We start from the raw sequence: 13,169 nt of genomic DNA, 5'->3' as shown, positions 1-13,169 counted from the left end.
TGAAGAAGTGTGGCGGATTTCACTGTCGTCGACAAGAGCAGGCGTGAGGTCGCCGACGGCCTACAATAGATCCGTGGTCCGCTGTTCACGACTCGGCGGCGCGTTTGACGTCGCTCTGCACCAGGGCCAGCTTGCCGAGCGGCACGCCGGCCTTCAGCAATCCCTCGCGATAATGGGCGATGTCCTCGGGTCGCTTCCAGTGGAAGTTGCGCAAGTGACGATCGACATTGAGGGTCGGGTAGTTGCCCATGAGCACGCCGGCGGCCTCGCTCGCCTCGTCGGTCCGGCCCAGTTGCGCCAGCGCCGCGGCGCGGATCGCCAGCGCCTGCATGTGGTTCGGATTGATGTAGAGCTGCTCGCGGGCCCAGGACAGGGTCGCGTCATATTGGCGCAACAGATAATGGCTGAACGCGTTCAGCGCGGCCCATTGGTAGCGTGGGTCGCTGTTGTCGCGTTGCGCGGCCATCGAGAACAGCTCGATCGCCTCGCGGTGCTCGCCGATCATGAAATGGCAGATGCCGAGCACGCCGCGCGCGCCATTGTCGTAGGGGTTGAGCGCGACCGCGCGCTTGGCGGCGTCCAGCGCCGCCTCGTGATGTCCCTCCATCGCATGGGCCCAGGACAGGATCGAGAACGCAAAGGATGAGCGCGGATCGAGCCGGACACTGGTTTCGGCGAGGTTCATCGCCTCGGCCCACATCTCGCGCGTGCCCTTGACCCAGCCGAACTGAATGCTCTGAATCTGGATCGTGGCCAGATAGGCATGTGCGATCGACAGTTTGGGATCGAGCCTGATGGCCTCGCGGAACAGGTCGACGGCGGCGGTCAGATCCTCCTTGGTCTGCCGGTAGTAGTGCGACAGCCCCTTGAGGAAGCGATCCCAGGCGCTCACGTCGGTCGAGAGCCGCGCCGGCGCCGAGGCCTCGGCACGGACGATCTCCGTCGCGATCGCAGCAGACAGGTTCGTCGTGATCTCGTCCTGCATCGCAAAGAGGTCGCCGATGTCGCGGTCGTAGCGGCCGGTCCAGAGCTGCTCGCCGGTCTCCGGCGCGATCAGCTCGGCGGTGACGCGGATCTTGGCGCCGGCGCGCCGCACCGAGCCCTGGATCAGATAGGTGGCGTCGATCTCGCGCGCGATCAGGCGGGTGCTCGTGTTCTTGCCCTTGAAGGCGAAGGTCGAGTTGCGGCTCAGCACCCGATAGAAGGATTGCAGCGACAGCGCATGGATCAAGTCCTCGGTGAGGCCGTCGGAGAAATACTCGTCCTGGGCGTCGCTGAGATTGGCGAAGGGCAGCACGCCGACGATCGCGGTGCGATATTGCTGCGACAGCGCCGAAGCCTCACGGAGCTCGGGGGCAAGCGCCGGCGCGCCGTCGGGCATCCAGGTCCAGACCCCGATCGCATCCTTGATGTTCTTGAAGCGATGATTGCCGGCATCGACCAGCGGCACCGAGAGATGCTTGCTCGCCTCCCGGTAGGCCTTGGCCGAGATCGCGAAGCCGCCGGGGCTCGCCACGGATTCCAGGCGGACGGCGATGTTGACGTCGTCGCCGAAGACCTCGTCCTCGTCGGCGATGACGTCGCCCATGTGGATGCCGATCCGGAACTGCATGGCGCGGTCGGTCGGCAGATGGCGGTTGCGCTCCGCCATCAGCGTCTGCATCGCGATCGCGGCCTCGGTGGCGCCGACGATCGAGGGGAACTCGAGCAGGAAGCCGTCGCCGGTGTTCTTCACGACGCGGCCGCCGTGATTGAGGATGATGGGATGGATCGCCGCGCGATGGGCCTTGAAGGCGGCATGGGTGCCGGCCTCGTCGCTGCCCATCATGCGCGAATAGCCGGCGACATCGGCGCAGACGATGGCGGCCAGACGTCTTTCCATATCCGCGAAGCTCCAAGGGAGAGGGGACCGGCCACGGCGTGGCAGTCGCCTCGAGTCCCGCATTTCGAGAACCCTCCCTTTATAAAGCAGATGAGGCCGAGCGGAAGCCTGATCCGCATTGCAAATTCGAGGTAAATCCTAAGCGATTCCGGCGGTGGACGGGGACGGGCGAACCACTAAGCGGAGCCAACACGCCCGGACGGGCGGCGGGGAACCTTGCATGCTGGGCATTCACGAGATCGGGCTTTTCATCCTGTCGGGCGTGCTGCTCAACATCACGCCGGGGCCGGATTCGGTCTATGTGATCGGCCGCAGCATGCAGATGGGGTGGCGGGGCGGCGCCGCGGCCGCCTTGGGCATCAGTTGCGGCTGCTTTGTCCATGTCGCGGGCGCGGCGATCGGGCTTTCCGCCCTGCTGATGGCCTCGTCGACCGCCTTCTCGATCCTGAAGCTGGTCGGTGCGGCTTACCTCGTCGTGACCGGGCTCCAGATGCTGTTGTCGCGCCCGGCGCTGGCGTCGGCGATCGACGAGCCGGTGCGGAGCTCATTGCGACGGGTCTTCCTTCAGGGCGTCTTCACCAACGCGCTCAATCCCAAGGTCGCGCTGTTCTTTCTGGCCTTCCTGCCGCAATTCGTCGCAGCCGACGCGCCGCACAAGCCGCTCGCCTTCCTGACGCTCGGCCTGATCTTCATCTCGACTGGGACGCTGTGGTGCCTGGTGCTGGCCGCGTTCGCGGCCAAGGCCGCGCACCGGTTGCGGCAGTCCGAGGGCGCCATCGCCTGGGTCAATCGCGCGCTTGGCGGCCTCTTCATCTATCTCGGCATCCGCGTCGCCATGCTGGAAACGCGTTAGCTCGTTCGGACGAATGACTGGAGCATGCGGAGGGTTTCGATGATTCGTGGAAGCTGTCTATGCGGCGCCGTGCGTTTCGAGATCAACGCGGTGCGTTCGCTGACGCATTGTCACTGCGCCAATTGCCGCAAGCTGACCGGTGCGGCATTCGCCACCTACGCCCATGTGGACGCGGACAAGTTTCGCTTTGTCGCGGGCGAGGACGAAGCGGTGCGTTACGAATCCGCGCCGGGGAGTTTCCGCTATCGCTGCAAGACTTGCGGCTGCCTCACGCCTGGCAAGGCGAGTTATCTCGAAACCGTCAGCATTCCCGCCGGCCTGCTCGATGACGACCCGCAGCTCAAGCCGCGCCTTCACGTGTTTACGTCGTCCCGCGCGCCGTGGTGGACGATTCAGGACGATTTGCCTCAGTACGAAAAATGGGTGCCCGGCTACGCACCCAGGTCGTAGCCTCAGGCCAGCTCCTTCACCAGCGCGCTGCCGGCGAGATAGAGGCCGAGCAGGATCATCGCGATCAGGAACCAGCGGCGAAACGCTTCGGCCGGCATCCGCGCGCGGACCGACTGGCCGATGAACATGCCGGCAAAGGCCATGGCGAGGCCCACGGCGCCGGGCACGACATTCGCGGGCGTCAACAATCCGACGGCGGTCAGGTTGAACGCGAGCGCCAGCGTCGCCGTCGTGAAGAACACGCCGAGCGCCTGCACCAGCTCGTCCTTTTCCATGCCGATTGCCTGCATGAACGGCATCGAGGGAATCACCTGCACGCCCGTCGAAGCCGAGATCACGCCGGTGACGACCCCGACCACGCCACCGACCCACTTCTCGTTCCGGCGTGAAACGTGGAACTGGATTTTGTTCAGGCCCGATCACGGCGTAGGTGACGAGGAGCACGCCGAGCACGATCGTGCCGTAGCGCGCATGCGGCCCGGTCAGCGCGCCTGCATTCAGCCAGCATCCGACCACGGTGCCGATCATCAGCGGCCACAGCCGCCTCAGGATGTCGCGCAGATAGGGGCCGACGAAGGTCTGCCAGATGTTGGTGATGATGGCGGGCACGATGACGATGGCGATGGCGCGGCTCGGGGCCATGCTCACCGCGAGCAGGCCCATGGACACCGTCGGCAAGCCGAGCCCGACCACACCCTTGACGAATCCGGCAAGCAGGAAGACGGCAGCGATCACGATGAGAAGCGGGTCGATCATGTCTGCACATTGACCGAAGCCGCCAGCCGGCACAATCTGTAGGTTACGGAGAGAGCCTTCGTCTGGGGCGAAGGCTGGGAGACACGGCATGCGCTTCGACCTCGTCGACCTCCAGCTCTTCATCGCAGTCGCCGACCAGCGCAGCATCACGGGCGGTGCCGAGCGCTCGCACCTGGCGCTGGCTTCCGCCAGCGCGCGCATCAAGGGGCTCGAGGATGCGCTCGGCGTCGCGCTGCTGAAGCGCGGACGCCGCGGCGTCGAGCTGACCGCGGCCGGCGAGAGCCTGCTCGATCATGCCAGGCTCGTCATCCACCAGATCGACGCCATGCGCGGCGATCTTGCCGGCTTTGCCAGCGGTTTGCGCGCCAGCGTGCACTTGCTCGCCAACACCTCGGGGCTCTCGGAGCATCTGCCCAAGGCGCTCGCCGGCTTCCTGCGCGCGCATCGCGACGTCGCCGTCGACATCGAGGAGCGCGAGAGCACCGACATCGCGGCGGCGATCACGACGGGCGCCGCCGATCTCGGTTTCGCCGCCGAGCACGCGCTGCCCGACCATATCGAGCGCTTCGTTTTCAGCGAGGACCGCCTGACGCTGGTGACCTCCCGCCGTGGCCCGTTCGCCGGCCGGCGCCAGATCGACTTCCAGGAGGCCGGGGCCTGCGACTTCGTCGGCCTGACCAGCGCCACCGCGCTGCAGGTGCACATCTCGAAGCACGCGGCGCGGCTCGGCCTGCGCCCGCATTTCCGCGCGCGCCTGCGCGATTTCGACGCGATCTGCCAGATGGTCGCCGCCGATGTCGGCGTTGCCCTGGTGCCGGAAGCCGCCGCGCGGCGCTGCGCCAGGACCATGCCGCTCGCCATGGTCCGCTTGCGCGATGCCTGGGCCAACCGGCGGCTCGTGATCTGCGCACGAAGCTTCAAGACGCTGCCGCGGCCGGCCAAGATGCTGGTGGAGCACTTGAGGGCGGAGGCGATGTAAGGGGCTTCCACGCAGCCGGTGCGCTCCCTCTCCCGCTTGATCTCCTTCGTCCAGGGAGTCGCCTGTGTGAGAGTTTATTGGTTCAAGAGCCTCAAGGCCTCGTCGTGAACCCGCGCGTCGCCGGCCGCGATGATGCGGCCGCCGCCCTGGGCCGGCTTGCCTTCCCAGGTGGTGACGACGCCGCCGGCGCCGGTCACGATCGGGATCAGCGCCGCGATGTCGTAGGGCTTCAGCTCGGTCTCGATCACGAGATCGACATGACCTGCGGCAAGCATGCAGTAGGAATAGCAGTCGCCGCCATAGCGCGACAGCCGCGCGCCCTGCTCGATGCGGCCGAAGATGGCGCGGTCGCTCTCGTTCATCAGCAGGGGACTGGTGGTGTAGGTCGTGGCTTCCGACAGCGAAGCGCAGCGGCGGACCTGGAGCCGGCGCTCGCCGGAGGGCCCCCTGTAGTTGGCCGAGCCGTTGTCGCCGGAGAAGCGCTCGCCGATGAAGGGCTGGTGCATCATGCCGTAGACCGGCGCGCCCTTGTGCAGCAGCGCGATCAGCGTGCCCCAGATCGGAAAGCCGCCGATGAAGGATTTGGTGCCGTCAATGGGGTCGAGCACCCAGACATACTCGGCATCGTCCTGCTCATTGCCGAATTCCTCGCCGACGATGCCGTGCTGAGGGAAGTTGGCCCTGATCAGCCGCCGCATCACCGCCTCCGCGGCGCGGTCGGCCTCCGTCACGGGGTCGAAATCCTTGGTCTTGCTCTTGTCGTCGATCGACAGGGAGGTGCGGAAGAACGGCAGGATGGTTTCGCCGGAGGCGGTGGCGAGCCGTCCGATGAAGGCGGAGAAGTCGATCACCGTCACGGGAATCCTCGAAGCGAAGGTTGGATGAAGCTGGCCTCCTGCCTAGCTCAATTCCTCCCCCGCGGGCAGCGCTGACTTGATTTGCTCCCTGGTATTTTGGATGCCGAGGCGCGCTGCCTCATCCCAGTCATCTGCTGGCCAAATATCGATCATTGAGTTGAAAACTTCGTTCCGAAGTTGCCTCGTTGGTATGCAAATGACTATCAACCCATTGAATTTCCTTATCAAAGAAACTGAATCTGGGTTTCTCTGGAAGCAACTGAGCCATGTGCGAATTGCATGGGAAATGGCTCAAAAGGCCTTGCACTTTGTGCGGCGCGGTCGCATATTGTTGCGGTGCGGTAGCGCTTGGCGTTACCGCTGCCCTCCTTGGGCGTTTCCTCCCTAGACTTGGGCCGCTTCTTCATCAGAAGCGGCCCTTTTTTCTTTGCGCCTCTTTTTTCTTTGCCCCTCTTTTTGTTTCGGGTGCGCAGCGAAGCGAAGACGCGTTCGCGCCAATCGCAGACAACATGATCGTACGAAGTAGAGCCGGCGCCTATTCCGCCGCGGCCTGGAACGGGCCGAGATCGGCGAACGGAATGGTGGTGGCCAGCACGTCGGCTAGAACGCCGAAGTCGGAGGCCACTTGCGCAAAGCGAGCGCTCCGCTCACGCCGCCGCTCGTCCATGTAGATCGCGCGGTTGAGCTCGAGCTGTACCGCATGCAGGCCGCTTGCGGGATTGCCGTAGTGCTCGGTGATGAAGCCGCCGGCATAGGGCTTGTTGCGGCCGATCGAATAGCCGAGGCCGGTCATGGTCTCCTCGACGCGATCTGAAAGCAGCGGCGTGCAGCTCGTGCCGTAGCGGTCGCCGATCACGACGTCGGGCCGGCGCGGCTCGTCCCTGCTGACACCGACCGAAGGCATCGAGTGGCAGTCGACCAGCACCACGGTGCCGAACATCTGATGCACCTTGTTGATCAGCCGGCGCAGCGCGCGATGGTAGGGCTTGTACAGCGTCTCGATCCGCCCGAGCGCATCGTCGACCAGGATGCGGTCGCGGTAGATCTCCTGGCCGTCGCCGACCACGCGCGGAATGGTGCCGAGGCCGCCGGCGACCCGCATCGAGCGGGTATTGGCAAAGCTCGGCAGCCGTCCGCTGAACATGCGGGGGTCGAGCTCATACGGCTCGCGATTGACGTCGACATAGGAGCGGGGAAAGTTGACCCGCACCGTCGGGAAGCCACGGTCGCTCAGATCGCCGATCAGTTCGTCCATGAACGAGTCTTCCGACCGCCGCAGCGTCGGCAGGTCGATCCGCGACGCCGCCAGGAATTCGTCCGGATAGGTCGAGCCCGAATGGGGCGAGTTGAAGATGACAGGCGCGCGCCATTCGGCGGGCTCGAAGATCTCGAAGGCTGGCGACATGTCGCCGTCAAACCGGGTCATCTTCTCAAGCTTCATCCCTTACTCAGGCTTCGCCCCCTTGGCGCCGCACGATCCGGAAAAGCTCCGGATCCAATGATTCGGCCGGTCGGACGGCTCTTATGTGTCGTCATTGTCCGGAATCGCAACCATTCTGCCAAGCGAAAAGATGTGATGGACGCTGGAACATGTCTTAACCGTGCGGGCATCGTGGTGGGGACCAGTCGATCCGGCTCGATTGATTCGGAGCCCGTTCCGGTTCACAAGGTGCCGGCAGCGCAGCCGGCCCAAGGTAAAGATTTTCACCCCAAATTTACCCTCTGTCGGGCTTAGTGACCTCTGCTGATATCCTCTGGGGATTCGACGTTTCCTGCCATGGCAAAAATCCTGCTCGCCGAAGACGACAACGACATGCGCCGTTTCCTGGTCAAGGCGCTGGAAAACGCCGGTTTCCAGGTCTCGTCCCATGACAACGGCATGGCCGCCTATCAGCGGCTGCGGGAAGAGCCGTTCGAGATGCTGCTGACTGACATCGTGATGCCGGAGATGGACGGCATCGAGCTCGCCCGCCGCGCCTCGGAACTCGATCCCGACATCAAGATCATGTTCATCACCGGCTTTGCCGCGGTCGCCCTGAACTCGGATTCGGACGCCCCCAAGAACGCCAAGGTGCTCTCCAAGCCCGTGCATCTGCGCGAATTGGTCAGCGAAGTGAACAAGATGCTGGCGGCCTAAATCGGCCCCCTTCCGTCCTTGCGCCGGGTCCCCTGAGCCGTTATAGGGACCCCACCGATGAAATGACCTCTAGGGCACGTAGCTCAGCGGGAGAGCACTACCTTGACATGGTAGGGGTCACAGGTTCGATCCCTGTCGTGCCCACCATCCTTCGCTCGCGATAGCGAGAGAAGGATGCCGCGCCGAAGCCCAAAGGGCGAAGGCGGGCGTGTCGCCGCGAGCTACGGCCGGGCGAGCCAATATCTGATCTTTCTATAGTCGGACCAAGCCATCCGGTCGGCGCAAAGCGCCGCCCGATGACAGCCCCCGCGCAATCCGGGGTGTATCCTCTCGGGCGCTGTTCCGGACTACGCTACGCGCCCGGTTGCAAGCGAGGCTCCTTCCCATGAGCATCTCCGTTATCGAACAGGCAAAAATCCAGGCGCAGGTGCTGGTGCCGCTGGTCAAGACGCTCCAGGCCGAACTCGGCGCGGCGCGCGCCAATGCGCTGGTGCGCAAGGCTCTCGGCGATCTCTATCGCGGCTTCGGAGAGGAGTTCTGGAAAGCCAGGAACCACGGCAAGAACGAAGCCGATCTCGGCAAGGCCGTCGCGACGGCCTTCAGGACCTACGCCCGCGACGATGCGCTCGCCTATGACGTCATCGAGCAGACGCATGACGCATTCGCATTCGACGTGAAGCGGTGCGCCTATGCCGAGTTTTACAAGGCGCTGGGTGAGCCGGAGCTCGGCTTCCTCCTGATCTGCACTGCGGACTTGGCGACAGCGGAAGGTTTTGGTCCCGACATCAAGCTCACGCGGACGCAGACGATCATGCAAGGCGCCTCTCATTGCGACTTTCGCTACAGGCGCGATGCGGGCGGATCACGATGAAGGGAATGCGAGCGATGCGGACGATCTGTCTTGCGATGGCGATGCTGGCGCTGATCGCGTCGCGCGCTGACGCCGCCGTCGACTGGCAAGCCGAGCTCCAGCGCTGCCGGAGCTTGCGCGAAAACGTGGCGCCGCTGCTTCAGGCCGGCGGGGGGATATCCGCCGTCGGCCGATCCAACAGGTCCGTCCGTCGCTGCATCTGGATCCAGCGGAAGGCGGTGCGGAAGAAAATTCCGGGCGCGGAAGCGTGGTAGCCTGACCGAGGTTATGGCCCCGGTGTGACGAAGGCCGAGATGATCATCGATCTCGTCCCCGACCTCGCAGCACGAAGGGCTGATGACAGGAGGCGGCCGGCGCGCCAACGCACGACCTACGCGCACTTGCGTCATGAGCTCGTGAAGGTGAAGCAGACGTCCGGCGGCTTCGCCCATTCCGACACGGCTGCGTCGCTGGGATCGAGCGTTGATCTTGATCAAGGTGATGGCGACGAAGCCAGGCAATCTCAACGAGAAGATGCAAAAGGGGGGATTGACAGTGCGTGCTTGTCTCTTTGCGTTGGCTCTCGTGATCGCTGTTCTGGGATCGTCCTCGGCCCACGCGGGTTGCTGGCCGAGCGAGAACTTTCCGCTCGTATGTTGGCTCGATACGAAGGGCGAGGGGTGTTCGGAGCACCACGCGCTCACCAGCGCCAAAGCAGTGATGTATCCGCATCCGAACCAATCCATCTATGAGTTCGAAACCACCCATTGGTGGACTGGGCCTCCCATAACGGCCTGCCCGCCGAGCAAGACGATCAAGTTTACCGGCGTTTGGGATCGCGAGACCGGCAAAGCGGAGGAAAAGGCGTCCACCGGCTGGTCGTCCTGGTCGCGCTACGTCTACTGCAGCAACAATCCATGGACCGGACAAGGTCCGCCAACGGTGCCGATCTGCTCGGGGCCGGCGAACGACCCAAATGTGGGGCAGCCGGTGACCTCGGCGATGCTTTCGCAGAGTCAGAGATTGAATCTGCTTCAGGTCCAGGAGCCGCTACACACGAGGTGCCTGCAGGTCGAACCCGACCCGATGGGTTCGGAATGGCTTACGGGAAACTCACTGGTCCGGGTCGTCGTTTCGCACCATGAATTCCAGAAGATCGAGTGGCACTATTTCTTCCAGGAGTTCTATTCGTTCGACGGCTGGAAGGAAGTCCCCGCGCCGAAGTCGAAGGTCCCCTTGATCTCGACGAAGAAATACACCGAGCGCCGCATCGCGACCACGACGGGACGGTTTTGGCTCAATAAACAGGGTCGTTGGAAGATCGTCGCGGTCCCGAAGCCGACCTCGTTCGCCGCCCAGCTCGTCGCAACGACGGTCACCAACGAATGCCCGGGCGCGCGATTCAATATCCAATGAAGGCAGATCGACGAAACGCTCCCTTCCGAAGGAGGTGTTATGATCGACAGCAATGACGAACACGCGAGGTAGCATCCGCCGATCAAGATCTATCCGACCAGATATTTCTTCACCGCCGCCTCGTCCCATTCGATGCCATTCCCCGGCTCCTCGCCCGGCAGCGCAAAGCCGTCGTTGATCTTCAGCCGCGTCGCCAGCACCGCGTCCGCCCAGTCGACATATTCCAGCCAATGCGCGGTCGGCGTCACGCACAGCAGATGCGCGCTGACTTCCGAGAACAGGTGCGTCGACATCTCGATGCCGGCGGCGTGCGCGAGCGCGGCGGCGCGGAGCCAGCCGGTCACGCCGCCGATGCGCTGGACGTCGGGCATCACGTAGTCGCAGGCTTCTGCCGAGAGCGCCGCCTGCATCGAGAAGGCGCTGTCAAAATTCTCGCCGATCTGGACCGGCGTATGCAGCGCATCGGCAATGCGGGCGCAGCCGGCATAATCGTCATGACGGATCGGCTCCTCGATCCAGCTCAGGCCCTCGTCGTCGAGCATCTCGCCGCGGCGGATCGCCTCGGTCACCGTCAGGGCCTGGTTGTAGTCGCACATCAGCGTGATCTCGTCGCCCACCGCCTCGCGCACCGCGCGGACGACGGCGAGGTCCTCCCGCGCATCGGGCCGGCCGACGCGGATTTTGGCGGCCTGAAATCCTTCAGCCAGCAGCTTGTGGGCTTCCTCGACCGCGGCGCCGGCCGGCATGATGCCGAGCCCCTTCGAATTGTAGGCCCTGACCGGTTTCGGCGCGCCGCCGAGCAGGCGGGCCAGCGGCAGGCCGCGTGTGCGGGCCAGCGCGTCCCAGGCCGCCATGTCGATACCGGATTGGGCCAGCCGTTGCAGACCGGCGAGGCCCAGAAGCGTGAAGCGCTGGGCCAGCTTGCGTTCGATCTCGAACGGCAGCAGCTCGTCCCCGGCGAGCAGGTCTGACATTTCCGTGACCATCGCCGTCAGCGGCTTCAAGGCCGAGGGCGTGATCGAGAACAGATAGGCGTGGCCCACCGCGCCCTGGTCAGTCTCGCAGTCGATCAGCACCAGCGGCGCCTTGGCGATTGCCCCGGTCGAGGTCTGGAGCGGCAGGTTCATCGGCACGATCACGGGGCGCGCGTGGAAGCGTTTGATGCGGATGGTCTCGGTCATGGGATCTCCCGGTGGAGCGGATGCAGACGCGGCCGATCTTAAACATCCGTGATGAAACGAAAAGGCGCTTGGCCCGACCACCATAAAATGGGGTTGCGCGGGCCCGCAATTGTTGGCTCTGTGCTGCCGCATTCCTTGCCGCAGATCCCCGACGGGTTTGCGACAAAATCGCACACAGCGGAGCCACAGAGTGAAACAAGAGATCGCCGAAGATCAGCGCAAGAGCGGCATTCTCACGGGCGCCGTGATCGCCTTCCTGCTGCTCGCCCTGCCGCTCGCGGTGTGGCTGGACCTGACCGAGCTGAGCAAGACGGCGCTGCGCCGGCAGGCCATCGATCTCAACTCGGTGATCACGAGCGTGCGCAGCTACTACGCGTCCAACGTGGTCGGGCGGGTGCTGGCCAATCCCAACGGCACGACCAGGGTGGTGCACAATTACGAATCCATCCCCGGCGCGATCCCGATTCCGGCAACGCTGTCGCTGGAGCTCGGGCGGGTGATCGGAGCGCAGCAGGAGAACATCACCTACCGCTTCGTCTCAGACTTCCCGTTCCAGAACCGTGCCCCGCACCAGCTCGACAAGTTCGAAAAGGACGCGCTCGATGCGCTGCGGAAGGACCCCGAGCAGAAGATCGTGGAGACCGAGACCTCGCTGTTCAACGACAAGGTCCGCCTGGTCGCACCCGTCACCATGGGGCCGGCCTGCGTGAGCTGCCACAACAGCCATCCCGAAAGCCCGAAGAAGGACTGGAAGGTGGGGGATGTCCGCGGCATCCAGGAGGTTATCATCGCCCAGCCGATCGCGGCCAACATCTTCTCGTTCAAGTTCCTCCTGGCCTATTTCGTGATCGCCGCCGGCAGCGGCCTGTCGTTCCTCTCGCTGCAGCGGCGCCAGGCGCGCCGCATCAAGGGCATGAACAAGGAGCTCGAATCCGCCAACGACTTCCTCGCCTCGCTCTCGATGAAGATCTCGCGCTACATCCCGCCCCAGGTCTACAAGAGCATCTTCTCCGGCCAGAAGGACGTCACCATTCACACCGAGCGCAAGAAGCTCACCATCTTCTTCTCCGACATCCAGAATTTCACAGCGACCGCCGAACGGCTGCAGCCGGAGCAACTGACGCAGCTCCTCAACGAATATTTCACGGAAATGTCGGCGATCGCCCACGAATATGGCGGCACCATCGACAAGTTCATCGGCGACGCCATGCTGATCTTCTTCGGCGACCCCGAGACCAGGGGCGACCGTGCCGATGCGCAGGCCTGCCTGCAAATGGCCTGGCGCATGCAGCAGCGCCTCGCCGAGCTCAACGCGAAATGGCGCGCCTCCGGCATCGAGCAGCCATTCCGCTCGCGCATGGGCATCAATTCCGGCTATTGCAACGTCGGCAATTTCGGCAGCGCCGACCGCATGGACTACACCATCATCGGTGCGGAGGCGAACCTTGCTGCGCGCCTGCAATCGATCGCCGAGCCCGGCGGCATCGTGCTGAGCTACGAGACCTTTGCACTCGTCAGCGATATCGTCCGCGCTCATGCGCTGCCGGCGATCACCATGAAGGGCATCAGCCGGGAGGTCATTCCCTATTCGGTGGACGCGCTGAGCGACGCGGCGGCGGAGAACAGCGGTATCATCACCGAGCGCGCCCCGGGCCTGGAGCTCTATCTCGACCCCGCCGTGGTGAAGTCAGGCGATGCCGCACGCGTGCGCTCGCTGCTGGAAAACGCGCTGGCCTCGCTGAAGCCGGCGTGAGGGCTGTCTCTCACCCTCCCCTGGAGGGGGAGGGTCGATCGCGCGCAGCGCGAGC

12 protein-coding genes, 1 tRNA gene and 1 pseudogene are annotated in these 13,169 nt (G+C 64.4%); 9 read left to right on the top strand and 5 right to left on the bottom strand.

What is annotated here, in order from left to right; translation table 11 throughout:
- Window positions 1-85: 85 nt before the first annotated feature.
- On the bottom strand, window positions 86-1,882 hold the full coding sequence (locus ABIA42_RS28075; RefSeq protein WP_370119039.1) for an adenylate/guanylate cyclase domain-containing protein: 1,797 nt from the start codon (window positions 1,880-1,882) through the stop codon (window positions 86-88).
- Between the two features lie 220 nt (window positions 1,883-2,102).
- Here ABIA42_RS28075 and ABIA42_RS28070 point away from each other — a divergent pair, with 220 nt between their 5' ends.
- Entirely contained in the window at window positions 2,103-2,735 is a 633-nt protein-coding gene (locus ABIA42_RS28070; RefSeq protein WP_271531768.1) for a LysE family translocator, read from the top strand.
- A 69-nt stretch (window positions 2,736-2,804) separates the two neighbouring features.
- Window positions 2,805-3,185 carry a GFA family protein gene (locus tag ABIA42_RS28065; RefSeq protein WP_370119042.1) on the top strand — a complete coding sequence of 127 codons (381 nt, stop codon included), beginning with the start codon at window positions 2,805-2,807 and terminating at the stop codon, window positions 3,183-3,185.
- Window positions 3,186-3,187: 2 nt separating this feature from the next.
- On the opposite strand, the pseudogene ABIA42_RS28060 reads toward ABIA42_RS28065, so the two are convergent.
- A pseudogene (locus ABIA42_RS28060) lies at window positions 3,188-3,941 on the bottom strand (sulfite exporter TauE/SafE family protein).
- Between the two features lie 88 nt (window positions 3,942-4,029).
- Here ABIA42_RS28060 and ABIA42_RS28055 point away from each other — a divergent pair.
- A complete protein-coding gene (locus ABIA42_RS28055; RefSeq protein ID WP_370119048.1) occupies window positions 4,030-4,920 on the top strand; it encodes a LysR substrate-binding domain-containing protein in 891 nt (296 codons plus the stop codon).
- Window positions 4,921-4,994: 74 nt separating this feature from the next.
- Here the strand turns inward: ABIA42_RS28055 and hisN are convergent, their stop codons facing one another.
- Together hisN and ABIA42_RS28045 are read right to left on the bottom strand one after the other, a co-directional pair.
- Window positions 4,995-5,777: a histidinol-phosphatase gene (gene hisN / locus ABIA42_RS28050; RefSeq protein WP_271531775.1), complete on the bottom strand. Its 783-nt coding sequence runs from the start codon at window positions 5,775-5,777 to the stop codon at window positions 4,995-4,997.
- 535 nt (window positions 5,778-6,312) lie between these two features.
- Window positions 6,313-7,203 carry an N-formylglutamate amidohydrolase gene (locus tag ABIA42_RS28045; RefSeq protein WP_271532267.1) on the bottom strand — a complete coding sequence of 297 codons (891 nt, stop codon included), beginning with the start codon at window positions 7,201-7,203 and terminating at the stop codon, window positions 6,313-6,315.
- Window positions 7,204-7,554: 351 nt separating this feature from the next.
- Between ABIA42_RS28045 and cpdR the strand changes: the two genes are divergently transcribed.
- The 5 genes from cpdR to ABIA42_RS28020 all read left to right on the top strand — a co-directional run bounded on the left by cpdR (window position 7,555) and on the right by ABIA42_RS28020 (window position 10,180).
- Entirely contained in the window at window positions 7,555-7,914 is a 360-nt protein-coding gene (gene cpdR / locus ABIA42_RS28040) for a cell cycle two-component system response regulator CpdR (protein WP_028179810.1), read from the top strand.
- Window positions 7,915-7,986: 72 nt separating this feature from the next.
- Window positions 7,987-8,061 (top strand) — tRNA-Val (locus ABIA42_RS28035).
- Between the two features lie 238 nt (window positions 8,062-8,299).
- Window positions 8,300-8,785 carry an L-2-amino-thiazoline-4-carboxylic acid hydrolase gene (locus tag ABIA42_RS28030; protein WP_370119052.1) on the top strand — a complete coding sequence of 162 codons (486 nt, stop codon included), beginning with the start codon at window positions 8,300-8,302 and terminating at the stop codon, window positions 8,783-8,785.
- Between the two features lie 14 nt (window positions 8,786-8,799).
- The gene (locus ABIA42_RS28025; protein WP_271531780.1) at window positions 8,800-9,039 is read left to right on the top strand and encodes a hypothetical protein; all 240 of its coding nucleotides are present in this window, start codon (window positions 8,800-8,802) and stop codon (window positions 9,037-9,039) included.
- A gap of 208 nt (window positions 9,040-9,247) precedes the next feature.
- Window positions 9,248-10,180: a hypothetical protein gene (locus tag ABIA42_RS28020; RefSeq protein WP_370119057.1), complete on the top strand. Its 933-nt coding sequence runs from the start codon at window positions 9,248-9,250 to the stop codon at window positions 10,178-10,180.
- A gap of 89 nt (window positions 10,181-10,269) precedes the next feature.
- On the opposite strand, the gene ABIA42_RS28015 is transcribed toward ABIA42_RS28020, so the two are convergent.
- A complete protein-coding gene (locus ABIA42_RS28015; RefSeq protein WP_370119060.1) occupies window positions 10,270-11,361 on the bottom strand; it encodes an enolase C-terminal domain-like protein in 1,092 nt (363 codons plus the stop codon).
- Between the two features lie 190 nt (window positions 11,362-11,551).
- On the opposite strand from ABIA42_RS28015, the gene ABIA42_RS28010 reads away from it, so the two are divergent.
- Window positions 11,552-13,114, top strand: coding sequence for an adenylate/guanylate cyclase domain-containing protein (locus tag ABIA42_RS28010; protein ID WP_271531786.1), 1,563 nt, complete (start codon window positions 11,552-11,554; stop codon window positions 13,112-13,114).
- Window positions 13,115-13,169: the final 55 nt, after the last annotated feature.

The organism is Bradyrhizobium sp. USDA 327, from assembly GCF_041262065.1.
GTDB classification, from domain to species: Bacteria; Pseudomonadota; Alphaproteobacteria; order Rhizobiales; family Xanthobacteraceae; genus Bradyrhizobium; species Bradyrhizobium liaoningense.
This window is presented reverse-complemented; position numbering and strand designations above follow the sequence as displayed.

Bases quoted from the DNA above. Each gene is read 5' to 3' on its own strand.
- ABIA42_RS28030 (WP_370119052.1), top strand. From the start codon at position 8,300: ATGAGCATCTCCGTTATCGAACAGGCAAAAATCCAGGCGCAGGTGCTG.
- ABIA42_RS28075 (WP_370119039.1), bottom strand. From the start codon at position 1,882: ATGGAAAGACGTCTGGCCGCCATCGTCTGCGCCGATGTCGCCGGCTAT.
- ABIA42_RS28015 (WP_370119060.1), bottom strand. From the start codon at position 11,361: ATGACCGAGACCATCCGCATCAAACGCTTCCACGCGCGCCCCGTGATC.
- cpdR (WP_028179810.1), top strand. From the start codon at position 7,555: ATGGCAAAAATCCTGCTCGCCGAAGACGACAACGACATGCGCCGTTTC.
- ABIA42_RS28025 (WP_271531780.1), top strand. From the start codon at position 8,800: ATGCGGACGATCTGTCTTGCGATGGCGATGCTGGCGCTGATCGCGTCG.
- ABIA42_RS28045 (WP_271532267.1), bottom strand. From the start codon at position 7,203: ATGACCCGGTTTGACGGCGACATGTCGCCAGCCTTCGAGATCTTCGAG.
- ABIA42_RS28055 (WP_370119048.1), top strand. From the start codon at position 4,030: ATGCGCTTCGACCTCGTCGACCTCCAGCTCTTCATCGCAGTCGCCGAC.
- ABIA42_RS28070 (WP_271531768.1), top strand. From the start codon at position 2,103: ATGCTGGGCATTCACGAGATCGGGCTTTTCATCCTGTCGGGCGTGCTG.